This window comes from Acinetobacter sp. SFB, assembly GCF_001647545.1.
Classification (GTDB): Bacteria; Pseudomonadota; Gammaproteobacteria; order Pseudomonadales; family Moraxellaceae; genus Acinetobacter.
On the sequence record NZ_LSZH01000013.1, the window covers coordinates 230710 to 257141 of the forward strand.

At 40.0% G+C, this 26432-nt stretch carries 21 protein-coding genes and 1 tRNA gene; 14 read left to right on the top strand and 8 right to left on the bottom strand.

The genetic code is table 11. The features are described from left to right. Positions 1-202: 202 nt before the first annotated feature. On the bottom strand, positions 203-3304 hold the full coding sequence (locus AY606_RS10550) for a multidrug efflux RND transporter permease subunit (protein WP_067868050.1): 3102 nt from the start codon (positions 3302-3304) through the stop codon (positions 203-205). A gap of 539 nt (positions 3305-3843) precedes the next feature. On the opposite strand from AY606_RS10550, the gene AY606_RS10555 reads away from it, so the two are divergent. Then, positions 3844-4218: a diacylglycerol kinase gene (locus AY606_RS10555; protein ID WP_067868053.1), complete on the top strand. Its 375-nt coding sequence runs from the start codon at positions 3844-3846 to the stop codon at positions 4216-4218. A gap of 140 nt (positions 4219-4358) precedes the next feature. Here AY606_RS10555 and AY606_RS10560 read toward each other — a convergent pair whose 3' ends face one another. Then, the gene (locus AY606_RS10560; protein WP_067868056.1) at positions 4359-5960 is read right to left on the bottom strand and encodes an isocitrate lyase; all 1602 of its coding nucleotides are present in this window, start codon (positions 5958-5960) and stop codon (positions 4359-4361) included. Positions 5961-6760: 800 nt separating this feature from the next. Here AY606_RS10560 and AY606_RS10565 point away from each other — a divergent pair. Then, entirely contained in the window at positions 6761-7750 is a 990-nt protein-coding gene (locus AY606_RS10565; RefSeq protein ID WP_067868059.1) for a LysR family transcriptional regulator, read from the top strand. A gap of 128 nt (positions 7751-7878) precedes the next feature. Beyond that, positions 7879-9207 (top strand): polyamine export protein PaeA, encoded by a 1329-nt coding sequence (gene paeA / locus AY606_RS10570; RefSeq protein ID WP_067868062.1) that lies wholly within the window; start codon positions 7879-7881, stop codon positions 9205-9207. Between the two features lie 406 nt (positions 9208-9613). Here the strand turns inward: paeA and AY606_RS10575 are convergent, their stop codons facing one another. Beyond that, positions 9614-10123: a hypothetical protein gene (locus AY606_RS10575; protein WP_067868065.1), complete on the bottom strand. Its 510-nt coding sequence runs from the start codon at positions 10121-10123 to the stop codon at positions 9614-9616. Positions 10124-10392: 269 nt separating this feature from the next. Here AY606_RS10575 and AY606_RS10580 point away from each other — a divergent pair, with 269 nt between their 5' ends. The 5 genes from AY606_RS10580 (at position 10393) to AY606_RS10600 (ending at position 14555) form a co-directional block, all read left to right on the top strand. After that, complete coding sequence (locus AY606_RS10580) at positions 10393-11034, top strand: hypothetical protein (RefSeq protein WP_349303935.1); 642 nt, start codon at positions 10393-10395, stop codon at positions 11032-11034. 870 nt (positions 11035-11904) lie between these two features. Then, entirely contained in the window at positions 11905-12333 is a 429-nt protein-coding gene (locus tag AY606_RS10585) for a DUF2231 domain-containing protein (protein ID WP_067868071.1), read from the top strand. Between the two features lie 9 nt (positions 12334-12342). Further along, the gene (locus tag AY606_RS10590) at positions 12343-13653 is read left to right on the top strand and encodes a PQQ-dependent sugar dehydrogenase (protein ID WP_067868074.1); all 1311 of its coding nucleotides are present in this window, start codon (positions 12343-12345) and stop codon (positions 13651-13653) included. A 290-nt stretch (positions 13654-13943) separates the two neighbouring features. Next, positions 13944-14029 (top strand) — tRNA-Leu (locus tag AY606_RS10595). 106 nt (positions 14030-14135) lie between these two features. Beyond that, positions 14136-14555 (top strand): hypothetical protein, encoded by a 420-nt coding sequence (locus tag AY606_RS10600; RefSeq protein ID WP_081408398.1) that lies wholly within the window; start codon positions 14136-14138, stop codon positions 14553-14555. Position 14556: 1 nt separating this feature from the next. Here AY606_RS10600 and AY606_RS10605 read toward each other — a convergent pair whose 3' ends face one another. The 4 genes from AY606_RS10605 to rlmE all read right to left on the bottom strand — a co-directional run bounded on the left by AY606_RS10605 (position 14557) and on the right by rlmE (position 19178). Continuing rightward, the gene (locus tag AY606_RS10605; RefSeq protein ID WP_067868078.1) at positions 14557-14871 is read right to left on the bottom strand and encodes a DUF5713 family protein; all 315 of its coding nucleotides are present in this window, start codon (positions 14869-14871) and stop codon (positions 14557-14559) included. A 639-nt stretch (positions 14872-15510) separates the two neighbouring features. Then, a complete protein-coding gene (gene folP / locus AY606_RS10610) occupies positions 15511-16368 on the bottom strand; it encodes a dihydropteroate synthase (RefSeq protein WP_067868081.1) in 858 nt (285 codons plus the stop codon). 138 nt (positions 16369-16506) lie between these two features. After that, positions 16507-18396, bottom strand: coding sequence for an ATP-dependent zinc metalloprotease FtsH (gene ftsH, locus AY606_RS10615; RefSeq protein ID WP_067868084.1), 1890 nt, complete (start codon positions 18394-18396; stop codon positions 16507-16509). Between the two features lie 131 nt (positions 18397-18527). Next, positions 18528-19178 carry a 23S rRNA (uridine(2552)-2'-O)-methyltransferase RlmE gene (gene rlmE / locus AY606_RS10620; protein WP_067868087.1) on the bottom strand — a complete coding sequence of 217 codons (651 nt, stop codon included), beginning with the start codon at positions 19176-19178 and terminating at the stop codon, positions 18528-18530. A 195-nt stretch (positions 19179-19373) separates the two neighbouring features. Here rlmE and yhbY point away from each other — a divergent pair, with 195 nt between their 5' ends. Both yhbY and AY606_RS10630 read left to right on the top strand, forming a co-directional pair. Next, positions 19374-19697: a ribosome assembly RNA-binding protein YhbY gene (gene yhbY / locus AY606_RS10625; RefSeq protein WP_067868089.1), complete on the top strand. Its 324-nt coding sequence runs from the start codon at positions 19374-19376 to the stop codon at positions 19695-19697. Positions 19698-19702: 5 nt separating this feature from the next. Then, positions 19703-20242: a DOMON-like domain-containing protein gene (locus AY606_RS10630; RefSeq protein WP_067868092.1), complete on the top strand. Its 540-nt coding sequence runs from the start codon at positions 19703-19705 to the stop codon at positions 20240-20242. A gap of 133 nt (positions 20243-20375) precedes the next feature. Here the strand turns inward: AY606_RS10630 and AY606_RS10635 are convergent, their stop codons facing one another. Continuing rightward, positions 20376-20849, bottom strand: a complete 474-nt coding sequence (locus AY606_RS10635) for a hypothetical protein (RefSeq protein ID WP_067868095.1) — start codon at positions 20847-20849, stop codon at positions 20376-20378. A gap of 308 nt (positions 20850-21157) precedes the next feature. Here AY606_RS10635 and carA point away from each other — a divergent pair, with 308 nt between their 5' ends. From carA to AY606_RS10655, 4 genes are all read left to right on the top strand, one after another. Further along, complete coding sequence (gene carA, locus AY606_RS10640; protein ID WP_067868102.1) at positions 21158-22297, top strand: glutamine-hydrolyzing carbamoyl-phosphate synthase small subunit; 1140 nt, start codon at positions 21158-21160, stop codon at positions 22295-22297. A 14-nt stretch (positions 22298-22311) separates the two neighbouring features. Then, positions 22312-25542: a carbamoyl-phosphate synthase large subunit gene (gene carB, locus AY606_RS10645; protein WP_067868105.1), complete on the top strand. Its 3231-nt coding sequence runs from the start codon at positions 22312-22314 to the stop codon at positions 25540-25542. Positions 25543-25632: 90 nt separating this feature from the next. Next, on the top strand, positions 25633-26109 hold the full coding sequence (gene greA, locus AY606_RS10650; RefSeq protein ID WP_067868108.1) for a transcription elongation factor GreA: 477 nt from the start codon (positions 25633-25635) through the stop codon (positions 26107-26109). A gap of 107 nt (positions 26110-26216) precedes the next feature. Beyond that, positions 26217-26429 carry a hypothetical protein gene (locus AY606_RS10655; protein ID WP_067868111.1) on the top strand — a complete coding sequence of 71 codons (213 nt, stop codon included), beginning with the start codon at positions 26217-26219 and terminating at the stop codon, positions 26427-26429. Positions 26430-26432 lie beyond the last annotated feature (3 nt).

Genomic DNA, 26432 nt, shown 5'->3' on the forward strand with positions numbered 1-26432 from the left:
CATATCCTGTCTTATTGATCTGTATCGATATGATGAATAAAGCAGATTAATGCCCTACAAGGAAAAATCAGGATTCCTAGTCAGAACGCTATTCTTGATTCAAATCCGCTTTAATTATCCGCTCACTGCTGCCTGGTTAATGCCGTACGCTATCATCCAATAAGCATCATCAGGATAATGCCTATGAGATGATCGAGATTGCTTAAGATTCCTTTTGAGCTTTGCCTTTAAATAAAGTTCGGATCAGCACATACATGAATGGAATAAAAATTAGCACCAAGATGGTTGCAAAAATCACTCCGCCCAAAACACTGACTCCGATTTCCTGGCGACTGGCGGCCCCTGCACCAGAGGCAAAGACCAAGGGAATCACGCCTGCGCCAAAGGCAAGTGAAGTCATCAGAATGGGACGTAAGCGCAAACTTGCACCTTCCAAAGCAGCTTCAATGACGCTACGCCCCTGATCCTGCGCCAGCGAGGCAAACTCTACAATCAAGATGGCATTTTTACATGACAGTCCAATGGTAGTGAGTAAAGCAATCTGAAAATAAATATCATTGGGAAAACCGACAAAATAACTAAACAGGATATTACCGCCAATCCCTAAAGGAATAGCACTCATCACGGCAGTAGGAATCGACCAGCTTTCATAAAGTGCAGCCAGACACAGGAAAATAAAGCCAATCGAAATCAGGTAAAGTAACATCGCCTGATTACTGGATTTGTTCTCTTCATAAGATAAACCACTCCATGCCACATCAATACCGGGTTGCTGTGCAACCAGTTTGGCCACATCTTGCATGGCAAGACCCGAACTGACATTTTTTGTGGTATCAGCTTCCATTTGCAGTGCGGTATATCCCATATAACGGTTCACCACTTCAGGCCCGCCACTCCAAGTCACATGGGCAAAATTGCTAAATGACACCATCTGATTTAAATCATTACGCACATACCAGTATTGCAAATCTTCTGGCTTAGAACGGAATTCAGCATCTCCCTGCATCATCACGCGTTTAATCCGGCCACGGTCAATGAAGTCATTAATATAGCTGCCGCCCCAAGCACTGGACAAGGTACTGTTAATTGCAGCTTGTGATAGTCCATTGGCCATCGCCAGTTTCTGATTCACACTCACTTTCAGTTCGGCTTTATCCGGATTAGACCGCTTATCCAGATTTTCAAAGGTAGAATACTGCTTGGCCTGTTCCTGCAATTGCTTAAATTGAGTGTCCAGAAATTGACGGCCCTGACCATTCACATCGCGAATCCAAAAATCCAGTCCATCGGTCTGACCTAAACCACTGACTGAAGATGGCATGCTGACATTAATTTGTGCATTGGGATTTTTTTTGAAATGTTTTAAAGCTCGCTCACGAATGGCTTGCGCTGAATTCTGATCTCCAGAACGCTCATCCCAGTGGTTTAAGGCAATAAAACCCTGCCCCAGATTTTGTCCCGTGCCAGAAAAATTACGTCCATAGCGAATCATCACCAGATTCACATTGTCTTTTTCCTGTTCCAGAAAATATTGTCGAATTTGTTCGCCTATTTCACGGCTTTTCGACATCGGTGCGCCATCAACCAATTTAAACTGTACACTTAAAATACCCTGATCTTCACTGGGAATAAAACTAGTCGGTAAAGCACGATAAAACAACGCAAAAACACCGACAAGAGCTGCGAACATAACCAGGCAAATCGCTTTATGCTGAATGGTCATATTCGATAATTTAAGATAACGATGTTTTAAATTATCCAGTTTTTGATTAAACCACAGCGCCCATTTGGCCGGTTGTGGATTAGGCTTTAAAATCAGCGCACATAAAGCCGGTGTTAAAATAAGGGCGACAGCTAAAGACAAAGCCATGGCTGCAACCAAGGTAATTGAGAATTGGCGGTAAATCACGCCGGTTGAGCCACCAAAAAATGCCATGGGAATAAATACCGCAGTCAGCACCAGGGTAATCCCAATCAGTGCACTACTAATTTCTTGCATGGATTCTATTGATGCTTGTTTCGCCGTTAAGTTTTTCTCATGCATCAGGCGTTCGACATTTTCCACCACCACAATCGCATCATCGACCAACAGTCCAATCGCCAATACCAAGGCAAATAAAGTTAAGGTGTTAATGCTCATACCTAGCACATAGAGTACCGCCATGGTGCCTAAAATGACCACTGGCACGGTAATGGCAGGAATCAGTGTGGCACGCCAGTTTTGCAGGAAGATAAACATCACTACAATTACCAGCAATATGGCTTCAAACAGTGTTTTGACGACTTCCTTAATTGATTCTTGGACAAAGGGCGTGTTGTCACGTGGATAAACCAGTTTATAGCCTTCAGGCAATTGTGTCGAAAGACGATCGACCTCCGCTTTAATTAAGGCTGAAGTGGCCAAGGCATTGGCACCTGATGCTAAAGAAATCCCCATCCCGGCAGATTCAAAACCATTAATGGTATTGAAGGATTGATAATTTTCTGCACCCAACTCAATACGCGCCACATCTTTTAAATAGACAAAACTGCCATCTCGAGCAGATTTAACAATAATATTTTCAAATTCAGGCACAGTTTTTAAACGTGAGCCGGAAGTCACTTTGGCATTTAAATATTGATCTTTGACCGTCGGCAAGTCACCCACTGCCCCAGCAGCCACCTGAGTATTTTGTGCTTCAATTGCTGCCCGAATATCACTGGGCATCAAATTGTATTGTTTTAATTTTGAAGGGTTCAGCCAAATACGCATTGCATATTGCGAACCAAAAACATCAACTTCACCCACCCCTTCAATTCGCGCCAGCTCTTCTTCCAAATGCGTCAACATATAATCTGACAAGGCAATATTGTCACTTTTACCCGAGGCATCGTACAAGCCGATCACCATGTGGGTATCGCCAAGCGACTTAAATACATTCACCCCCTGACGCTGAACATCTTCAGGTAATCGGCTTACCACACTATTAATTGAATTTTGTACTTGAACTTGTGCGGTATCCGGGTCTGTACCATTTTCAAAACTAATACTGATTCGGCAACGGCCTGATGAATCACTACTTGAACTAAAATAAAGCAGATGATCAATACCTTTAATTTGCTGCTCTAAAACCTGGGTAACACTTTCTTCCACGGTTTCTGCCGAAGCGCCATTATAGGTTGCACTCACGGTAATACGCGGCGGTGCTATATCCGGATAGCGCTCTACAGGTAAATTCAACACTGCGAAAAGCCCAAAAGCCATCACAATGATGGCCAGTACACCGGCAAAAATAGGTCGTTGAATAAAGAATTTCGACAGCATATGAATTGATCGCAGGTTAAAGAAGTGATGTTGCTATACCTTAAAAACGAATTCTAAGGTCGCTCATTCATGTTGATATTCAGTGACTAAAAGTCAAAATACAATAACATTTAACAGAAAAAACAATTTTTGTCATAAATAAGGAGAAACGATGAAGATGTGTCATCTGATCTCAAGTTATCCTACAGTTCATTCCCTGTCTTTTTTCATCATACTGTTAATACTTGCTTGAACAGTATCGCTTTTTAGATCCGCCCTCAGCACCTGAAATAGATTAACTTTATTCAATTCTCCAGGAGCGGCCCCTTGACTCAATCTAAATTTAATTAGATCCCGTCAGTTTATGGAAACCTTGTCTAAAAATATATTTTTTAGGCGTCAAATTGAGGAATCACAACATAATATCTACAAAAAAAATTTCCTAACATTTTGATGTTACATATTTTCTTTATGAAAAAATTTAATAAGAATACATTTGAAATTAATCTTGGTTTAATAAATCTGTTCTATGTTGTCTGAAATTAATGAAAATTTTAGTTATGAACTCATATTCCCCCTTCAAAGGCAAAACCGGTTTTAAGCGTGTGATCCATGCCACCCATTATTCTATTGCTGGTTTTAAAACTGCATTTATTAATGAAGCTGCTTTTCGTCAAATCGTAGTTATAAATTTAATTCTAATTCCTGCTAGTTTTTTTCTTAATGTATCGCGCGTAGAGCAAGCCATGATGGTTGCGGTGTGTTTACTGGCACTGATTGTTGAATTATTTAATTCAGCGATTGAAGCAGTGGTAGACCGTATTTCTCTGGAAAGACATGAGTTGTCTAAAAATGCCAAAGACATGGGCAGTGCTGCGCAATTTGTCGCCCTGGCGATTATTTTCTTTACCTGGCTGCTTATTTTAGTGCCCTAAGTTTTTCACTGCCTATCGAGAGATTAACTACATAAAATAATAGAGGGAACATATTTTTATGTTGTCTTTTTTTATTCTATTTTGATCAGTTATAAAAAAACCCTGCTTTTCGCAGGGTTTTTTTGAATCACTCGGAAGGATTAGCCACCGAATTGGTTCATTGTGTTTTTAGAGTCATCGCCCGCTTTAAGCGCGTTATCACCAGCGAAGATTTCTTTGTGATCATCACCGATGTCAGAACCAGCCATTGCTTGGTGTTTAACACATGCGATTGTACCGCGGATTTCTTTACGTTGTACGCCAGCAACATAAGCAAGCATACCTTGATCGCCGAAGTAACCTTTAGCAAGCTCATGTGTAGAAAGCGCTGCAGTGTGGTAAGTCGGAAGTGTGATCAAGTGATGGAACACACCCGCTTCACGAGAAGCATCTGCTTGGAATGTACGAACTTTTTCGTCAGCATCAGCAGCCAATTCAGTTTCGTCATACTCAGCGCTCATTAATTTAGCACGGTCGTATGCAGATACATCTTTACCTTCAGCAACATAACGGTCATAAGTTTGTTGACGGAAGTTTAAAGTCCAGTTGAATGATGGGCTGTTGTTATACACAAGTTTCGCATTTGGAACTGATTCACGTACACGGTTCACCATGTGAGCGATTTCGTCAACGTTTGGCGTTGCAGTTTCAATCCAAAGTAAATCAGCACCATTTTCCAAGCTAGATACACAGTCAAGTACAACACGGTCAATTTGCGTGTCAGCACGGAACTGATATAAACCAGAAGGTAAACGCTTAGGACGGTGTAATTTACCATCACGCTTGATTAAGATTTCGTCTTCTTGCGCATCAGCAATATCAATTTCAACAGTGTCTAAGAAACCGATGTACTGAGAAGCGATATCACCTGGCTCTTTAACCACTGGGATTTTTTGAGTCAAGTCAGCGCCTTCAGAGTCAGTACGCGCAACAATAATTCCTTCTTCTACGCCCATTTCTAAGAATGCATAACGAAGTGCATGGATCTTAGAGATGAAGTCTTCGTGAGGAACGGTTACTTTACCTGCTTGGTGACCACATTGTTTCGCATCAGAAACCTGGTTTTCGATTTGTAGTGCACACGCACCCGCTTCGATCATTTTCTTAGCAAGCAAGTAAGTCGCTTCTTCGTTACCGAAACCAGCGTCGATGTCTGCAATAATTGGTACAACATGAGTTTGGAAACCATCGATTTGTGCAGTGATTTCGGCAGCTTTAGCTGTATCGCCTGCTTCGTTGGCTTTTTTAAGCGCACGGAACAAATCGTTTAATTCTTTCGCATCAGCTTGACGAAGGAAAGTGTAGATTTCTTCGATCAATGCAGATACTGAAGTTTTTTCGTGCATAGATTGGTCAGGCAATGGACCGAATTCTGAACGAAGTGCAGCAACCATCCAACCAGATAAGTAGATGTAGCGTTTGTCAGTTGTACCGAAGTATTTTTTGTTCGCAATCATTTTTTGTTGTGCGATGAAACCGTGCCAGCAACCCAAAGATTGAGTATATTTGCTAGAGTCAGCATCATATTCAGCCATATCACGACGCATAATAGCAGCAGTATATTTAGCAATGTCTAAACCAGTTTTGAATTGGTTTTGCATTTGCATACGCGCAGCATCTTCTGGGCTGATATCGCGCCAAGTAGTGCCGAATTTTGCTTTTAATTCGCGGATTGCGTCAATCGCTGTTTGGTATGTAGTCATGATATTTTCCTGTATATAATTTTAGGATTTCATCAATCAAAGGACTAAATCTGCAAGATATTGATTTGTTCAGATTTAGAGCGCTTCGTTGCAATGAACACAGCTTAGATGCAGTCAAATGATTAATCCAATAGTCTGCAAGAATCTTCGGTATTTATTTAAAAAATACATAGATTAAAGTCTAATTATAATTATCAACGGATCTTATAAGTTACTCATTTTAAATATTATTTTAAAATCAGAAAAAGTCTTTTTTTGTATAACAAATAATCATTATGCTGATTTATTCTTCATTAGACCTAAGTATAGGGTTTATTAAAAATAGCTTTATGCTCCATTTTTATCTGTTTTTTTATTCTTTAATCCTCAGTATTTTAAAAATACAATTGTATTTTATTTCATCAAATAATGAGTTCTTATCTTTTATCCCTTCAAAACCTGAGCTATAGAAAAGTCATTTCATTTTTCAGTATAAATATATGAAATACAGTTTTCAGCTCCAAGCCTTTCCATTTAATTAAAACCCATACAGTTAGAACTGCTCTATTTGACTGAATTGTATAAGCCGAAAATTAAACCTTAAACTCGCTTTATTGAAGGTCTGCAAATTATCAAATTTATATTTTATTCTGCTTAAAAACCAATTAATAATGATCAAGAATTCGTCTCCTATAAAATGACTAAATTTATAATAAATTCACTTTTATAGCGGTTTCTTCTTCATCATATTTCCTACACAAGCCCTACCGCTTATGGCATAATCAATATAATTTCATGGTTTTATTATCGGTATTTCTTATATGAATCTGGAGCGGGTCGATCTCAATCTTTTAATTTACCTTGATGTTCTTTTACGTGAAAAAAATGTTACCCGCGCAGCGGAACAATTGGGCGTTACCCAACCCGCTATGAGTAATATTTTACGCCGTCTACGTAATTTATTTAATGATCCGCTTTTAATCCGTTCTTCTGAAGGCATGACACCAACAGAACGTGCTTTAGAATTACAACCTCGTATTCGTGATGCACTTGCTGATTTGTCGATGATTTTGGAACCTCGTACAGAATTCCGCCCTTATACCTCGAATCGCGTTTTCCGTATCATGACCTCTGACTATGCCGAAGCGACTTTGGTTCCTCGTCTGGTTAAAGCATTGCGTTCAGAAGCTCCGAATGTGGTTCTCGACTTTTTAACCCCAAGTGATGTGTCTTACCGTGATATGGAACAAGGTAAAGTCGATTTAGCCATTAACCGATTCAATGAAATTCCACAAAGTTTCCATCAGGTTCTGGTTTGGCGTGACAGTTTTTCATGTTTGCTCAACAACAAGCACCCTGCCAGCGCAAACTTAAATCTTAAAAGCTATTTAGATGCACAACATATTTGGGTGTCTAAAACCGGTATGGGCGTTGGCTTCGGTGTCAATCCTGATAAACAGGCCGGTTTGGGCTGGATTGATCAAGCCTTAGAACGTATTGGTCAAAAACGTAAAATTTCAGTTTTTACCCGTCATTATCAAATGCCGGCGCTTTTGGCATCCAATGTTGATTTGATTGCAACACTGCCCAGCCGTATTGCAAAACTGCAATCCAATAATCCAAACCTGCTGATTAAAGACCCACCGTTTTATATTCCTGAATTTGAATTGAAAATGGCGTGGTGTCCATTGTTGCATCATCATCCTGCACACCGCTGGTTGCGTCAGCTGATTCTGTATGTCGCCCGTCAAATGATTGAAGAAGAAAATCGTGAATTTCTAATGAATAACTCACAATTTTCTCATTATTAATCGTAAAAATTCTTAAATTCTTCTTTTTTAAGATTATACTGTGCTTATCAAGGTAGTAATTTAGTTACTACCTCTAATCCTTTTGTGTTAAAAATATTCCATAATAATGATGATCTACAGGTGGATTTGTGAGCCTTTTCCAGAATATCCTCATCATCGTAATACTGATTGCGGGAGCCGGTTTTCTCTCTTTAACTGAGATTGCCCTTGCCGGTGCACGTAAAGTCAAACTTAAAATCCTTGCAGAATCGGGCGATGAACGCGCTCAAAAAGTTTTAGACCTACAAGAACAATCGGCTGATTTTTTTGCCGCTTCGCAAATTGGCTTAAACGCGGTTGCCATTCTCGGTGGTATTTTGGGTGAAGCAGCATTTCGCCCTTATATCGTGAATTTTGTGAATCGCATTTATCAAGGTCCATGGACTGAAAACATTGGCTTTATCCTCTCCTTTACTTTAGTCACCTCACTTTTTATTCTTTTTGCAGATTTAATGCCGAAACGCATGGCCATGATTGCACCAGAAAGAATTGCAGTCTCGGTCATTAATCCGATTCAAATTTTTATTAAAATTTGCAAACCGCTGGCTTGGATCATCAACGCCATCGCGAATTTATTGTTTCGCTTGTTTAAAGTTAATACCATTCGTGATGACAACATTACCTTTGCTGATATTTCTGCCGTGATGGATGCCGGTGCGCAAGCTGGTGTATTACAAAAGCAAGAACATCATTTTATTGAAAATGTATTTGAACTTGAAGAACGTAATGTTCCTTCAAGTATGACCACTCGTGAGAATGTGGTGTTCTTTACTTTAAAAGAATCTGAAGCCAGTATTCGTCAAAAACTGGCACAATATCCTTATTCCAAATTTGTGGTGTGCAGTGAAAATATTGATGAAGTGATTGGCTATATTGATGCCAAAGATATTTTAGTCCGTATTTTAAACAATCAGTCTTTATTGCAACTCAATGAAAATACCATTCGTAGTGTACTGACCATTCCAGATACTTTAACTTTATCTGAATTACTTGATCGCTTCCGCTCTACTAAGGAAAAGTTCGCGGTTGTGATTAACGAATATGCCTTAGTGGTCGGTGTGATTACTCTGTCCGACATTATGATTACTGTGATGGGCGACTGGGTAACAACGGTTGAAGCGGATCAGCAAATTATCAAGCGTGACAACAATTCATGGCTCATTGATGGCAGCACGCCCATTGAAGACATCAAGCATGCGCTTGAAATTGCTGAAATGCCGGATGATGAAAACTATGAAACTATTGCTGGTTTCATGATGTATAAATTGCGCAAGATTCCTCGTCCTGCAGATGCGGTGATATTTGGGGGTTACAAATTTGAAGTAGTCGATGTCGATCATTTTAAAATTGACCAATTACTGGTAACACGCTTGCTTGAAAGACCGGCAGAAATTGAAATTCAGCAAGAAGCAGAGTAATCTGCTTTTTCTTTTTTTATTAAATTTTAAATTAATTAAACCACAACAAGAATGAATATTTTATTATTAGCATTACTTGCCTGATTCAGTTTTTATTCTTCTGGTCTTTATATAAGTGAATGTTTTTTGCCAAACAAGCACAGCCATTCATCATTCTAATGGCAATCGTACTGCTGATTTAGGTTTGCTGGATTACCTCACAACACTATAAAAGCAAGCGAAAAGTAATGACTCAACTCTGCGTATGGGTGAATTTCTTTAGAGTGCTCCTATTCTCTGCTGGAGACTGCTTATTTGGCTAATGAGTGTATTAGCCTAGCTTTATCTATAAAAAACTCAATGCAGCATAAAAAAGCACCTATCAAAGGGTGCTTTTTTATTTTCATGAATAACTATTTAATCAGAGTTATTTAAAGTTTTTAATCAAGTGCTCAATGACAAGCGCATAGTGGATACTAATGTCTTCTTCCAGAATATTGTAGGCATTATCAAACTGAACCATTGGCCAGCCTTCTTTCCAGAATGGGAAAATATTGTGTAGATCGTGGGTTACAATTGCATCTTCACGAACAATTGCTTGCGCAACTTGTGATAAAACCTGCGCTGTTTCAGCACCGTCAATTGCCATGTAATCAATACCTCGCACTTTCAAAATACGGATACGATCTTTTTTATATTTAATTTTTTTGGCTTGTCCAGCACTTAATCCTAATGCCAAAGTTACTGCTTCAACAAAGTTTTTTTCAAAAGTGTCATGCAAAGCCACAATTGCCTGTTTATACGCTTCTTGACGACCCGCTTTACCGCCATTAAGGATAATCTCTTTCGCCTCAGTATTTAGCACATCGTCTTTCATGGACTGTAAAATGTCTAAAATTTCGATATGGCTTAAAGATTCAGGAGATTGATCAGTCATGAACTGTCCTTGGACAAAAATAATAAAAGTCTATTTTCGCATAAATCATCTTTCAATACAGGAATAAAATCTGCTTCTGACGATTATTCAGCTGTCATGCAGGTCTATTGGGCTTTTCTTGTGTTAAATACGCTGAAAACCTTTATATTAGCCTTTGTTCTTTTTTGTCTTTGGCTCGTATGATCAGCAAGCAACAAACGGTTCTTTTTTTAAAACAATTGCAGCAGGAATACCCTTCGGCCTTTAAAAGAAATTATTTGTTTTATAGCATGATTAAGACCAAAGGTATTTTTGATGAGTTAAAAGAGCTCATTCCTTGGCTATTGGCCGCAATGATTTTTATCAGCCTTTCAATTAGTCTGGGTCATTTGATTGCACTTCAACTGCCGCAAGTCAGCACCTTTCGAGCGCAAGGCAGCGCTATATTGGCCATTATGCTGCTGTTTATGCTCTATACGCCAATGGTGATTAAACAAATTAAACACAGTTCAATCTCGATGTATCAACAACTGCGCCATACTCCGGTCAAACTGGCAACCCTGATTGTGCTACAAACGATCAATATCGCCTATATTGAAAGTATCTTCTTGCAAGGTATTTTATTTTTCTTTGCCTTAAGTTTTGGCTTTGTGCATTTCTATAAAGAGAATATGTTCCGTTCCGACACCCAAGTTGAACAATATTTTTACTTGCAAGAAATACGATGCATTTGCTTTTGGTCATATAAACAGATTTTAAAAACTAAGCTTAAACGCCTAATCAGTACAAAAAATTCCGTGCCCTATAAAACAGCGCAGCAACAGGAAAAACAGTTTGTCGACTTATATATGCAACTGATTCAATATGAAAATACGCTGTGTAAAAGCTATAAACATGCAGATATAGAAAGCTATTTAGATACTTTAATGTAAAGGTTATGGTTTTAATGCGTCCTATTCAGCTGCATGTAAAATAATAAATTTAAAATTGCCCCATAAGCACAGCACTGGCTACCCCCTACTTCATCTAATCTACTCAGTGCTGCTGATCATATTGGAAGCTTGTTTAACTGGCTGCGCAGGCTAAAGTCTGCAACTATTCAAGCGATTTACCTATAGGTGACCAGCTCATTTCTTATGATGACTATATAGAGAACGGCATGTTCGACTCATAACAATAAAATGCTTCATACCTTAAAAAGACAACAAGATATAACAGGAGTGATATCTCACACTTCATACGGAAAACCCCGACAGAATGTTGGGGTTTTTTATTAATTTTTAACTGTAAATCGAGCCATGATAAACATCAAACATGCAATGTGCTGAAGTACGCTTTTTCATGGGGTGCAGATAGAGTAATCGCTTAAAAATCTAAAATTATCACTGCTAAAATTCGAACCATGCTGCTGATTACAGTCTGCAACAGCATCGCAGCTTAAATAAAATTAGCTTTTTAAATTTATCGGGGCAACCTTGATATCCTGTACTTTTCAATAAATCAGATCCGCAATACAGGCTGGCAATCAGACAAAATAACTCTTCAATATTGTATATTTTTGCTAGAGTTATGAGTGCTTTAGGTAACTCTATAGATGGCTTTGGTAAAACCTGTTTTGCAAATTTATTCTTGTCCATAATTCAGACTATACTGGAACAAGTTCAAAGCTTTATAAAAAAAGCAGCTAATAATATGAAAAATGATGACGACTAATAAATGGAATTAACAATGAAGTCGGTTTTTTATTAAATAAATAAAAACCAAATAATTTCAAAATGTTAAGTCCTACTATGGAGGTATATATGACACCGGTTAATTATCCAACGCGTTCCAATTTTTTAATGGCGATCTATTACTGGCTTGATAGCATACCATTTGGATTTTTCGTTGCAGGACTGATTTTTGATATTTTATACATGAATACGGCCGAAGTCCTGTGGAATAAAGCCTCCGCTTGGGTTATTGCAATTGGTTTAGTTATTGCAATTATTCCCCGTCTCATCAATTTATATTTGGTCTGGTTCCCTAAGTCCTACACGCGAAATAACGTCAGCCTGATCGGATTTTGGTGTTATGGATTTGCAATTTTGACGGCTATTTTAAACTCTTTCGTACACAGTCGTGATGCTTATGCTTCAGTGCCTGAGAATGTCATACTGTCTTTAATTACTGTGGCTCTTGTGAGTGTTGCCTATATTTCTAAATCTTTTGATGATAATCATAAACTTTAAGGAATAAACATGAAAAATAATGCAAACCTTTTTATGGCTATCTCCCTCGCCTCCATAACGCTGGTGGCATGTAGCGATAAAGCCTCTATCGATAATAATATGCAAATAGGCAATAATCCAGAATTACCAAAGGCCCAAAATTTTTTAGTTCCTCCGATGAAAGTGCCTAATTTCGCAGGATGGGCGAATAATGCCAAACCGGAAGTAGCGCCAGGTTTGAAAATTGAAAGAATTGCTGACAATCTATTACATCCCCGCCAACTATATACGGTCAGCAATGGTGATATTTTAGTTGTAGAATCCAATGGACCCGGCGAAGAAGCAACCACTACGCCTAAACAGTTAATTGCTTCTAAAATTAAAGGCAAATCAGGGAAAGGTGGCAAAGGCGGAAATCGTATTACCCTACTTCATCAAAATGCTACGGGGCAATGGGAAAAACATATTTTACTCGAGGGGTTACATTCACCTTTTGGGGTACAAGTAGTGGGTAACGCCTTATATGTTGCCAATACCAATAACATCATGAAATATCCATTCATTGCCGGTCAGACCAAAATTACTGACCCGGGCGTAGAGCTTGCAGATTTGCCGGATACCATCAATCACCATTGGACTAAATCTATGGTGGTAAGCCCCGACCAAAGTAAACTGTACGTGGGTGTCGGCTCTAACAGTAATATTGGGGAAAATGGCTTAGAAGTTGAATATCGTCGCGCAGCCATTTTAGAAGTTGATATCAATTCAGGTGCCAGTCGTATTTACGCAAGTGGCGTGCGCAACCCAACTGGGCTACAGTTTGAACCTGTTTCTAATAAACTTTGGGCCATTGCCAATGAACGAGATGAAATTGGTGCAAGTCTGGTGCCTGACTATTTAACCTCTATTCAAGAGGGTGGCTTTTATGGCTGGCCCTATAGCTATTACGGTCAAAATATTGATACCCGAGTCAAACAACAACGTCCAGATTTGGTAAAAAAAGCCCTTAAACCAGACTATGCTTTAGGCTCGCATGTCGCTGCACTTGGATTATGGTTTTATAATGGCACAGGACTACCAGCTCAATATAATGGTGGTGCATTTATCAGTAATCATGGCAGTTGGGACCGGTCTCCGTTAAGCGGATATGACGTTGTGTTTATACCCTTTAAAGATGGTATGCCAAGCGGCAAAGCGATGCCAATTGTGACAGGTTTCCATTCCAAAGATGAAAGCAAGTTGTTTGGCGCACCTGTTGGCCTAACACAAGATCGTACTGGGGCTTTGCTTGTGGCAGACGATGTAGGCAATATCATTTGGCGCGTTTCGGCTCAACAATAAAATTGAGCATGGATAAATGACGACTGTTTAAGATAAAGGGATATCTTTTTTGTTCTATTTTTTAACTAAAATGAAAACCAAGAGAAACCCCCTTTTTTCAACCCCTTCGATTCATGCATAAAAAGTATGCACAAAAAAGAAATAGCAAAGCGATTATCCGTGTTAGGAGACTTTAGAAGGCTAAAATTTCGATCTTTTTACTCCATAAGCACATGAATTGCTTGAAAAGAAAGCAAACACACTGAAAGATACTTGCCAAGTTTTATTTCGTCCTCTATTATTGCGCACATGCCCGAGTGGTGAAATCGGTAGACACAGGGGATTTAAAATCCCCCGCCCACAAAGCGTGCCAGTTCGAGTCTGGCCTCGGGCACCATTTTAAGTCTTATTAAAATGGTGCGATAAAAGAACCAGCGATAAGCTGGTTTTTTTATGCCTAAATTATTAGAATTGAATCAAACCAATAAAAAGAAATAATAAAAATGAAAACAAATCACTTATACCGCATGCTGTATTACAGCCTGCTGATATTGTTCATCTCATCGTTTTCTTTTGCTGAAAAATCAGAAATGAAAGCGCAGTCTCCGACCATTTATTCTTTATTTTCTGGAACGATTACCCTCGATAAAGATCAGCTCATTTTACATCATTGCACTTTAAGCAAAGAGCCGTACCTGCTTGAGTTTAATCATGCACAAGATGAAAAACGGATTCGTACATTGCTTCAACAAGAGCCAAATTTTTGGCTTAACTTAAGAGCCAGTGCTTATTTAGAAAATGAAAAACGCTACCTAAGTGTAAAAGGGATAGCAGAGATCCATCCCAAAGAAAGTTGTCATCTTTCCAAAATGTTATCAGATTTAAATAAATCTTCAAATATAAAACTAACTAATAGAGAGTGACTTACCACTCTCTATTGGATACTAATTCTTCCATTTCAATATCCATATAACCATTATCTTGCACCACCATCATCATGGCTTCAGCAATATAATCCGCAGCAGTATCATCCAATGAAGAATCAAGATCTTCAAACTGCGGTTTCATCTTATTAATGAAAACCACAGTTTCGGCAGCAAAACGATAAATTTCAACTTCAGACAATTCAGATTTTGCTACTTTCTTCGCAAACCGTTTAATTATCTGCTTAACTTCAGCGACCAGAATATCGGGATAATATTCATCATCGAACATAGGGAGAAGTAAATCTTCAAACATACAAAACTCAAAAAAGACACGCATTAAAGCGAGCCTGTATAACACAAAGTAACAAAATCACCAAACACAACAAAAAAAGAATGGGTTTTACTCCCACTCCGATTCATTCAGTCTTAAGCCTTATGATTAAGAATGACTCATTGCTTGCCACACTTTATTTGTACCACACATTGCTTTTACGCCCAATCATTGAACCTTGTTGCTGAATACAGCATCAGACGTGCTGTCTCAAATCCTGATCGAAAAACCAACCTCAATAGATTTTAAAATCTAATTTAATGAAGTAGATGCAAGAATTGCGATCTTAAAGATGTTTATAAAATAAGCTAAACATCACAGCCACTTACCCAACCCTGTTTCTCACATTAAATTCTGTTGTGATAAACAATTCCTCTGATGGGAGCAAATAAATTACTCATTTAATTAATTTTTTAATTCCCTAGAGAGATATAGTTGGGTTTTCGATAGATTCGATAGCATGACTATAATTTAAATAAAAGTGGCTTTATAAAATAAAAACATAATTTTTATAGGAAAATGTCAGGAAAGTCGTTTTAGTTACATTTCTTGGAATAACAAAGGAAAATAATGACCTTTTATAAAGCAAAAAGCTCGATAAGATATCGAGCTTTTTCTTATTTATATAGCTAAATTATTCATTGCCTTCCAAACTTGAATAGCATCTGACATCGCTTTAACATCATGTGCACGTACTATACAAGCACCCTGTTGGATACTGAATAAATGAGCAGCAACCGAACCAACAGCACGATTTTGTGCATCAGCTCCATTTAAAGTTTCTCCAATAAAACGCTTTCGGGATAGTGCAGATAGAATCGGATAGCCCATGTCATTTAACTTATAGAATTCATTTAATAATTTTAAATTTTGCTGTGCATTTTTGGCAAAACCAAACCCGGGATCTATGATGATATTCTCAGATTTCACTCCTGCTTTTAGAGCATCATCGATTCGCTGCTGTAGTTCTTGAATCACATCCGTCGTGACATCATCATATTGATCTAAGCTATTCATAGTGGTGGGTTCACCACGCATATGCATGATGATGACAGGTATATTCAGTTCAGCGGCAGTTTCAAGTGCCTGGGGACGGGTTAATGCCCGCACATCATTCCAGATATGAGCTCCTGCTTGAACTGCTGCACGCATCACTTCGGGTTGTGAAGTATCAATCGAGATAATCACGTCATACTTTGATAATTCTTCTACCACAGGCACTACACGGCGTATTTCTTCATTAATTTCTACCGCAGATGCCCCTGGACGTGTGGACTCACCACCTACATCAATCACAGTCGCGCCATCAGCCATCATTTGCAGCGCATAAGCAACGGCTTGATCTTTTCCATTATGCTTTCCACCATCACTAAAAGAGTCTGGAGTGACATTCAATATGCCCATCACATGCGGTTGAGACAAATCTAGACTTATTCGCCCACATTGTAATACTCGTTTTGGTAATGGTATCAACCGCATAATAATGTTCCTTAAATATCTAACTCACAGTGTATCAAGAGTTGCTTTTACTCTAACTGCAATCTTTTCAAATTCTAAACTTTTAACATAAAAAAGAGCCTCAATTGAGACTCTTTTTACACCCAAACCAATAAACGATTAGTTCACAGGTAAAGGCGGTGGTGTTGCTGGACCATCAGTTGGTGTTACATCTATCACTGGATTTTCAGCAATGTATACCTTAGGCGGTTGAGGTTCACGACCTTCCATGATGTCACGGATTTGATCACGATCAATAGTTTCCCATTCCATCAAGGCTTTAACCATCGCATGAGCAACATCTTTTTTACTTTCCAAAATATCGCGTGCGACTTTATATTGCTCATCTAAAATTCGACGAATTTCACGATCTACTTCTAGTTGCGTAGTTTCAGAGATACTGCGACTACCAATACTGCCCATGAAAGATTGCTGTGCATCTTCTTCATAGACCATCACACCCATTTTGTCAGACATGCCGTATTTGGTGACCATTGCACGTGCCATTTTCGTTGCACGTTCGAAGTCGTTTGATGCGCCTGTAGACATTTGATTAATGAATACTTCTTCAGCAATACGCCCACCAAACAAAATTGAAAGCTCATTCAACATTTTGTCTTTATAATGGCTGGTTTGATCAAATTCAGGTAACTGCCAAGTTACACCCAAAGCCCAACCACGCGGCATAATCGTTACTTTATGCACAGGGTCTGTACCGGGTAAACTTTCAGCAACAATCGCATGACCTGCTTCATGGTAAGCCGTAGCTCGACGTTCTTCATCACGAAGCACCATCGATTTACGTTCAGGCCCCATGTATAACTTGTCTTTTGCATCTTCAAAGTCATGCATATCGACTGTATTCTTGTTGCGACGTGCTGCAAAAAGTGCTGCTTCGTTTACAAGATTCGCCAATTGTGCACCCGAGAAACCTGGGGTACCACGTGCAAGAACTTTTACATCTACACCTGTTACTGAAGGCAATTTTTTCATGTGCACATTCAGAATTTGTTCACGACCTTTAATGTCAGGAAGACCCACCATTACTTGACGGTCAAAACGACCTGGACGAAGTAAGGCTTTATCCAGTACATCTGCACGGTTAGTGGCAGCGATAACAATAATACCTTCGTTACCTTCAAAACCATCCATTTCTACAAGCATCTGGTTCAATGTTTGTTCACGCTCATCATGACCACCACCAGTACCTGAACCACGGTGACGACCGACTGCATCAATCTCATCAATAAAGATGATACATGGGGCATGACGTTTGGCTTGTTCAAACATGTCACGGACACGGGACGCACCCACACCCACGAACATTTCAACAAAGTCAGAACCCGAAATACTGAAGAATGGAACTTTTGCTTCACCGGCAATGGCTTTGGCAATTAAAGTTTTACCGGTACCTGGAGGACCCACCATTAAAACACCACGTGGAATACTTGCACCAAGACGTTTAAATTTGGTTGGATCTTTCAGGAAATCGACAATTTCCACAACTTCTTGTTTCGCTTCATCACAGCCAGCAACATCAGAAAAAGTGACTTTGATCTGGTCTTCAGAAAGCATTTTTGCTTTTGATTTACCAAAACTCATTGGCCCGCTTTTACCACCTGCACCACCACCCATGTTTCGCATAAAGAACATGAATAACAAAATGATCAAAAGTACAGGGAAGCTGGCGATAAGAAGTTGCATTAACAAGCCTTGACGCGCAGGAGCAGTACCCTCTACAGCCACACCTTGTTTAATGAGGCTGGGCATAAGTTCTGGGTCTTGAATCGCAGGACGAATACTCTCAAACTCTGAACCGTTTGTTTTTTCACCACGAATTCTTTCACCATCAATTGTGACTTGCTTAATTTGACCAGCATTGACCGCTGAAACAAACTCTGAATAATTCATTGCAGTCGGTTGATTGCGGTCACTGATGTTGCTGAAAATCAGAATCAGCACACCGAGTATAACCAGCCACAATACGGCATTCTTGAAGAGATCGCTCAAAGCTTTATTCCCATATCAATCTAATTTGATCATGCCCAAAACGGGTGACCTTAATATAAGCTGAAGATCAGCTGTGCAATATTTTAAAAATGTACAAAATGCACAATTTTTAACGTCTTGGCAAGTAAACTTTATGTAGAAGCCTTCTTGCGCCCTTGTCCGATCAAAAATACTTCTTTAGAACGGGCACGTGAAGCAGCAGGTTTTGCTGTCTTTAATACCTCAAAGCTATCTACGACTTGTTTACGGAATTCATCAAATCCTGTGCCCTGGAACACCTTGACCACAAACTGCCCTTTTGGTCCTAAAACCTTGTTGGCGAAATCTAAAGCAAGTTCACACAAGTAAATTTGACGCGGTTGATCTACAGCCTTGTTACCTGATGTATTGGGGGCCATATCTGAAATTACAACGTCTACGGTCCGTCCGTTTAAAAGATTTAACAATTTTTCGAAAACTTCTTCTTCTCGAAAGTCACCTTGCAAAAAGGTCACATCAGGCAATGCATCCATTTCCAAGATATCAGAAGCAATCAGTAAACCTTTATCACCGACCAATTTTCCGGCAATTTGTGACCAACTGCCTGGGGCAGCACCCAGATCGACGACGGTCATACCGGGTTTGATAATTTTATATTTTTCTTGCATTTCAAGAAGTTTGTAGGCAGCACGCGCACGATAGCCTTCTTTCTGTGCTTTTTTCACAAACGGATCGTCTAAATGCTCGCGCATCCAATCTCGACTGCTTTTCGATAACTTTTGGTTGGTAATGCGTGTCGCCATAACTCTCTAAATAATAAAAAACTTCTAATTCATGATTGTACGTGAAAAACATACGCCTTGCAGTATACATCTGTATCTAAATCTGATCTTTGGTATGTTTTTTTCAATAATCAAAATTGATTTTTTCAACAGAATATAAAGCGTTTAAACCCGGCATTTGCTATACTAAGTCGTTTTTAAAATTAGGTTATCTTTATGGCGGCTTTATCAATTCAGGAACGCAAGCGTTTGCGTCAAATCGGACATGCTCTTAACCCAGTGGTTATGTTGGGCGGTCAAGGTTTGACTGAAAATGTCATCGAAGAAACAAACCGTGCTTTAAATGATCATGAACTGATTAAAGTTAAAATTGCCGGTGAAGATCGCGAAGCACGTGTTGCTGCAATTAACGAAATTGCTCAAGTGACTGGCGCTGAAATAGTACAAACGATTGGTAAAATTGCGCTGCTTTATAAAAAAGCTGCAAAACAAAATCCAAAACTTTCGAATCTTGTACGCCACGCACATTTGTCTAACTAAACTGTATGGCCAGTTACGAACTTAATGCTTTCGATCGACGCTTTCAATCCATCTCTTTAGTGGGAGCGGTTGAACAACAAGGTCCATATGGTTTAAATGTGGCCTATTGGATCCGTGATCCAAATCAATTCATGCAATGGCCTGATTTGGTGCAAGGTAATCCACGTCAAGATTTCTTATGGGAAAATACCTGTTATGAAATTTTTATTGGCGTGCATGGTGAAGATTTCTATCGAGAAATTAACCTCTCCCCTTCACAAGCTTGGCAGGCGTATCAATTCGAGGAATATCGTTATCCTGAAGATATGCCTCCGCAAGCCGCAACCGACATTGAACTAAATCAACTCAAACGCACACATTACGGTTTAAATGTGAGCCTGGATTTGACCGAGTTTATGTTAAAGCACAAATTAAAATGGTCGGATATGTTTTTGGGTTTAAGTGCTGTACTTAATACCTCGCAAGGTACTCAACACTATGCAATGCAACACCGCAGCCCAAATGCAGACTTTCACAACAAACGTGATTGGCTACATCAGTTCTAGAAGGTAGCACTGCTATTCGACAAATAAAAAAGTGAGGTATATGACCTCACTTTTTTATGCTCTCATTACTTAGATTGAGGAAATATTGCATATTTCCTACCCCTTATTCTGGCATTTACGCCTGGAATGTAAATCAGCTTTTTAAAGTTGGTTTTTCCTCAGCTTTTTCTGACACTTTTTTCCACACATCTAAAGTATGTTCTTTTGAACGCTTGAAGGTTTCAGTTAAATGATCCTTATGTTTAACAGAAATTTGGCTTACATCTTCTTTCAATTCTTTACCCAGTTTGGATAAATCCTCAATCACTGCATTGAATTCAGTTTTCACAAACTCCTTCAACTCAGTTAAATCTTTTTGTGAGAAATTCAGTTGTTTTTTAATGGTATCAATGCGTTGTAGCAGATCCTGTTTCAGATTTTGCACTTGATCTTGTACATTGGCCTGCAGTTCTTTCGCATCAGCTTTAATATTTTCAGCCGATTCAGTTACCGTTTCAGCTACCTTTTGCTTTGCCTCTTTAGACGCTTGCTCCAACTTTTCGGCACTATCAGCAACCACTTCTTTTAAGGCAGGTTTAGCTTTAACTTGTTTTTGTTCTGTAGTCATGGCCTTGTTCCTATCGTTATTGGATGAGAGCTATAGACTAGTCGATTTGATAAAATTTAAGTTTTGATTTGTCAGACAATTCTTATTTGCTTACATTTTAGCTACACTTTGTTAAACAGACTTTTATTTAAAACACAAGATATTTATCTTGGATATTCGGGATAAATTGCATGGACTTCAACAGGTCGACTGCGTATAATGCCGTGTTAAGTTCAAGCGAGCAGACATAGGAGGGTTGGTTAAAAAAATAGCCTTCCTTTTTTTTCGTCTTCTCGCTTTTTTACAGCCTAAATTTCAGGAGCTTTGGTTTGAGCACTCCCGCCATTTTAGCCCTCGCAGATGGAACGATCTTTAAAGGTACGTCTATCGGTGCATCGGGTAGTACGACTGGTGAAGTCGTTTTTAATACAGCAATGACTGGCTATCAAGAAATTTTGACTGACCCGAGTTATGCACAGCAACTTGTAACTTTGACTTACCCGCACATAGGTAATACAGGTTGTAATGATGAAGACACTGAGTCAGGTCGAATTCATAAGGTATGGGCGAACGGTTTAATTATCCGTGACCTTCCTTTGTTGCATAGCAATTTCCGTGCGAATCAATCTTTGGGTGAATATCTTCAACAACACAATGTTGTTGCGATTGCCGATATTGATACACGTAAATTGACACGAATTTTACGTGCCAAAGGTGCGCAGAATGGTTGCATCCTAGCGGGTGATAACATTACAGAAGAAGAGGCTTTAGAAAAAGCACGTGCATTTGGCGGTCTGAACGGTTTAGACCTGGCAAAAGAGTGTTGTGACCCTGAAGGTTTTGAATGGACGGAAGGTTCTTGGACCCTCGGTCAAGGCTTCTCTCAACCTGAACTTAAATTCCATGTTGTTGCATATGATTACGGTGTCAAAACCAACATCTTACGTATGCTGACTGATCGCGGATGCAAACTCACTGTAGTTCCAGCTCAAACGCCTGCAGAAAAAGTTCTCGCATTAAATCCGGACGGTGTGTTCTTGTCGAACGGCCCTGGCGATCCAGCAGCATGTGATTATGCAATTGAAGCTGTAAAAACCATTGTTGAAACAACTAACTTGCCTGTATTTGGGATCTGTCTAGGTCACCAAATCCTTGCGCTTGCCTCGGGTGCCAAAACTGTGAAAATGCCTCACGGTCACCACGGTGCAAACCATCCTGTACAAAATCTTGAAGATGGTACAGTGATGATTACTTCTCAGAACCACGGCTTTGCGGTTGATATGGATACCTTACCTGCAAACCTGAAAGCGACGCACATTTCATTGTTCGATCAAACCCTTCAGGGTATGCATCGCACGGACAAACCAGCATTTAGCTTCCAGGGTCATCCTGAAGCAAGTCCGGGTCCACATGACTGTGCACCATTATTCGATCATTTCATCGAACTTATCGAAGCGTCTAAGAAGTAATTAAGGAAGCGATCATGGCTAAACGTACAGACATTAAAAGCATCTTAATTATTGGTGCAGGTCCGATTGTGATCGGTCAGGCATGTGAGTTTGACTACTCAGGTGCGCAAGCATGTAAAGCCCTTCGTGAGGAAGGCTATCGTGTTATTTTGGTGAACTCTAACCCAGCGACCATTATGACCGACCCGTCAATGGCTGATGCAACGTATATCGAACCGATTACTTGGCAGACCGTTGCACAAATTATTGAGAAAGAGCGTCCAGATGCTGTCTTACCAACTATGGGTGGTCAAACAGCGTTGAACTGTGCGCTTGCACTTGATGAACACGGTATTTTAGAAAAATACAATGTTGAATTGATCGGTGCGAGTAAAGATGCCATTGAAATGGCAGAAGACCGTAAATTGTTTGATGACGCAATGCGTCGTATTGGTCTTGAATGCCCACGTGCTGCTGTTGCAAGCACTATGGAAGAAGCATTTGAGATTCAGGCAAAACTCGGCTTCCCTTCTATTATTCGTCCATCATTCACCATGGGTGGTTCAGGCGGTGGTATTGCTTACAACCGTGACGAATTCATTGAAATCTGTGAACGTGGTTTCGATCTGTCGCCAACTCACCAACTGTTAATCGATGAATCATTGATTGGTTGGAAAGAGTACGAGATGGAAGTTGTTCGTGACAAAAACGACAACTGTATCATCGTATGTGCAATCGAAAACTTTGACCCGATGGGTGTTCACACAGGTGACTCCATCACTGTTGCCCCTGCGCAAACATTAACAGACAAAGAATACCAAATCATGCGTAATGCATCGATTGCGGTTCTACGTGAAATTGGTGTGGAAACAGGTGGTTCGAACGTTCAATTCGGTATTAATCCGAAAGACGGTCGTATGGTTGTGATCGAGATGAACCCGCGTGTATCACGTTCATCTGCACTTGCATCGAAAGCAACAGGTTTCCCGATTGCTCGAATTGCAGCGAAACTGGCTGTGGGTTACACCCTGGATGAATTGAAAAATGACATCACAGGCGGCGTAACTCCTGCATCATTTGAACCAGCAATCGACTACGTAGTAACGAAAATTCCTCGCTTTAACTTCGAGAAATTCCCACAAGCAGATGCAGTATTGACCACACAGATGAAATCTGTGGGTGAAGTAATGGCGATTGGCCGTAACTTCCAGGAATCTTTACAAAAAGCACTTCGTGGTCTTGAAGTGGGTGCTTCAGGTTTCGATGAAAAAATCGAAATCGGTGCTGATGGCGCGAAGGATAAAATCCTTCAGGAACTTAAAGTTCCAGGTCCTGAGCGTATCTGGTACATCGCTGATGCATTCCGTCACGGCTTTAGCCTTGATGAAGTGTTCTTAGCAACCAACATCGACAAATGGTTCTTGATTCAAATTGAAGACATCATCAAATCTGAAGATCAAATTAAGACTTTAGGTTTTGGCGATTTGAATGCAGACAACATCCGTAGCTTTAAACGCAAAGGTTTATCAGATCTTCGTATTGCAGATTTGATGGGCATTTCACAAAAACAATTCCGTAAACACCGTTGGAATCTGGGTGTAACCCCAGTTTACAAACGTGTTGATACCTGTGCGGCAGAATTCGAATCAGATACTGCTTACATGTACTCAACTTACGATGAAGAATGTGAAGCCAATCCATCGAACCGCGACAAGATCATGGTGATCGGTGGCGGTCCTAACCGTATTGGTCAAGGGATCGAGTTCGATTACTGCTGTGTACACGCGGCGCTTGCAATGCGTGAAGACGGTTATGAAACCATCATGGTCAACTGTAACCCTGAAACGGTTTCAACTGACTATGACACCTCAGACCGTTTGTACTTCGAACCGATTACCCTTGAAGATGTACTTGAAATCGTGCGTATCGAGAAGCCTAAAGGCATTATCGTGCAGTACGGTGGTCAAACACCTTTGAAATTGGCTCGTGCTTTAGAAGAAGCGGGTGCGCCAATTATCGGTACATCTCCAGATGCGATTGACCGTGCAGAAGACCGTGAACGTTTCCAGCAAATGATTCAACGTCTGCAACTTCGTCAACCAAGCAACAGCATTGTAAAATCTGCTGAAGAAGGTATGGCTGAAGCGTCTAAAGTGGGCTACCCGCTTGTAGTGCGTCCTTCATACGTGCTGGGTGGTCGTGCGATGGAAATCGTTTATAACGACGACGAATTGAAACGCTATTTACGTGATGCAGTTCAAGCTTCTAACGAAGCGCCTGTATTGCTTGACCATTTCCTTGATGATGCAACTGAAGTCGATGTGGACTGTGTATCTGACGGTAAAGATGTGGTGATTGGCGGTATCATGCAGCACATTGAACAAGCCGGTATTCACTCTGGTGACTCAGCATGTTCTATTCCGCCTTATTCTCTATCTCCAGAGATTCAGGACGAGATGCGTCGTCAAACTGTTGCCATGGCGAAAGAACTTGGCGTAATTGGTTTGATGAACGTACAGTTTGCGGTTAAGGGCAACGACGTTTACATTCTGGAAGTGAATCCACGTGCATCACGTACTGTGCCTTTCGTTTCTAAATGTATCGGTGAGTCTTTGGCGAAAGTGGCTGCGCGTTGTATGGCAGGTCAGTCTTTAGTCTCTCAAGGATTTACCAAAGAGATTATCCCGACTCACTTCGCTGTAAAAGAAGCGGTGTTCCCATTTGCAAAATTCCCGGGTGTTGACCCGATTCTTGGCCCTGAGATGAAATCTACAGGCGAAGTGATGGGTGTGGGTACAACTTTTGGTGAAGCATTCTATAAAGCTGTGTTAGGCTCGAATGATCGCTTACCAGGTAAACCAACCGAAGGCGAAGTAAAACATGCATTCTTGTCTGTACGCGAGTCAGATAAGCCGCATGTGGCACGTATTGCACAACAACTTGTTGATTACGGTTTCAAACTTGTAGCAACAAGTGGTACACATAAAGTAATTACTGAAGCTGGTATTGCATGTGAACGTGTGAATAAGGTAACCGAAGGTCGCCCTCATATCGTAGATCGCTTGAAAAATGGTGAGATTCACCTCATTATCAATACATCAGAAGGTAAACAAGCTCAGCAGGATTCGTTCTCAATCCGTCGCTCTGCGCTTCAAGGTAAAGTGTATTACACTACCACCTTGAATGGTGCTGATGCTGTATGCCAAGCTTTAGCAATTAAATTGCCAATGGATGTATACCGCTTGCAAGATTTAACAGTAGGTTAATAAATTACCAATAAGTCCCGTCACCTTATTGGTGGCGGGATTTTTTTATTTATAAACCATTCATTTTTCTACTCACTTAGAGGGACAACAATGCAACGTTATCCTATGACTCCCGAAGGCAAAATTGCCTTAGAGAAAGAATTATATCAATTAAAAAGTCTTGATCGTCCACGTATTATTGCGGCAATTGCTGAAGCGCGTGAACATGGGGATTTAAAAGAAAACGCGGAATACCATGCTGCTCGCGAGCAACAGGGTTTCTGTGAAGGCCGTATTCAAGACATCGAGGGTAGACTCGGTGCAATGCAAGTGATTGATGTTAAAACACTTGAACAAAACGGTCGGGTCGTTTTTGGGGTAACAGTTACGATTGAAAACCTGAACACTGAAGAACAAAAGACCTATCAAATTGTAGGCGATGATGAAGCAGACTTTAAGATCAACAAGATCTCTGTGAACTCGCCTATTGCTCGTGGTCTTTTGGGCAAAAGCGAAGGCGATGAAGTAAAAATTCAAACACCAAATGGTGAAGTGGAATACGAAATTATGAAAGTTGAATATCTTTAATTTTAAAGATTGAAGACTTTTTAAAGCCCCTCTAATGAGGGGTTTTTATTGCAAAATTATTGGTTTATCTTTAATTTATAAGCAAATAATAAAATAGAGAATGAACAATGGATGATCGCGTCATACAAGCTTTTTACTATGCAATAGGCGGTGTATTCTTAGGCATCATGATTGCCATTTTTTGGTCCTTTCATATCAGTACTCAAACCAGCTCTGTACAAATCATTTTCACCACCACAGTCCTGTCGGCCCTTTGCGGATTCCTATTCCCCGATTTGGTTTCGTCTTGGTTTAAAGCTTGGTGGAATTTTTTTAGCTAATAC

Excerpts from the sequence above, each read along its gene's own strand:
- AY606_RS10630 (WP_067868092.1), top strand. The coding sequence starts at position 19,703 with ATGGCCAGTTACGAACTTAATGCTTTCGATCGACGCTTTCAATCCATC.
- AY606_RS10590 (WP_067868074.1), top strand. The coding sequence starts at position 12,343 with ATGAAAAATAATGCAAACCTTTTTATGGCTATCTCCCTCGCCTCCATA.
- AY606_RS10635 (WP_067868095.1), bottom strand. The coding sequence starts at position 20,849 with ATGACTACAGAACAAAAACAAGTTAAAGCTAAACCTGCCTTAAAAGAA.
- greA (WP_067868108.1), top strand. The coding sequence starts at position 25,633 with ATGCAACGTTATCCTATGACTCCCGAAGGCAAAATTGCCTTAGAGAAA.
- yhbY (WP_067868089.1), top strand. The coding sequence starts at position 19,374 with ATGGCGGCTTTATCAATTCAGGAACGCAAGCGTTTGCGTCAAATCGGA.
- folP (WP_067868081.1), bottom strand. The coding sequence starts at position 16,368 with ATGCGGTTGATACCATTACCAAAACGAGTATTACAATGTGGGCGAATA.
- AY606_RS10655 (WP_067868111.1), top strand. The coding sequence starts at position 26,217 with ATGGATGATCGCGTCATACAAGCTTTTTACTATGCAATAGGCGGTGTA.
- AY606_RS10560 (WP_067868056.1), bottom strand. The coding sequence starts at position 5,960 with ATGACTACATACCAAACAGCGATTGACGCAATCCGCGAATTAAAAGCA.
- AY606_RS10605 (WP_067868078.1), bottom strand. The coding sequence starts at position 14,871 with ATGTTTGAAGATTTACTTCTCCCTATGTTCGATGATGAATATTATCCC.
- AY606_RS10555 (WP_067868053.1), top strand. The coding sequence starts at position 3,844 with ATGAACTCATATTCCCCCTTCAAAGGCAAAACCGGTTTTAAGCGTGTG.
- AY606_RS10575 (WP_067868065.1), bottom strand. The coding sequence starts at position 10,123 with ATGACTGATCAATCTCCTGAATCTTTAAGCCATATCGAAATTTTAGAC.
- AY606_RS10565 (WP_067868059.1), top strand. The coding sequence starts at position 6,761 with ATGAATCTGGAGCGGGTCGATCTCAATCTTTTAATTTACCTTGATGTT.
- AY606_RS10600 (WP_081408398.1), top strand. The coding sequence starts at position 14,136 with ATGAAAACAAATCACTTATACCGCATGCTGTATTACAGCCTGCTGATA.
- rlmE (WP_067868087.1), bottom strand. The coding sequence starts at position 19,178 with ATGGCGACACGCATTACCAACCAAAAGTTATCGAAAAGCAGTCGAGAT.
- AY606_RS10550 (WP_067868050.1), bottom strand. The coding sequence starts at position 3,304 with ATGCTGTCGAAATTCTTTATTCAACGACCTATTTTTGCCGGTGTACTG.
- AY606_RS10585 (WP_067868071.1), top strand. The coding sequence starts at position 11,905 with ATGACACCGGTTAATTATCCAACGCGTTCCAATTTTTTAATGGCGATC.
- AY606_RS10580 (WP_349303935.1), top strand. The coding sequence starts at position 10,393 with ATGATTAAGACCAAAGGTATTTTTGATGAGTTAAAAGAGCTCATTCCT.
- carB (WP_067868105.1), top strand. The coding sequence starts at position 22,312 with ATGGCTAAACGTACAGACATTAAAAGCATCTTAATTATTGGTGCAGGT.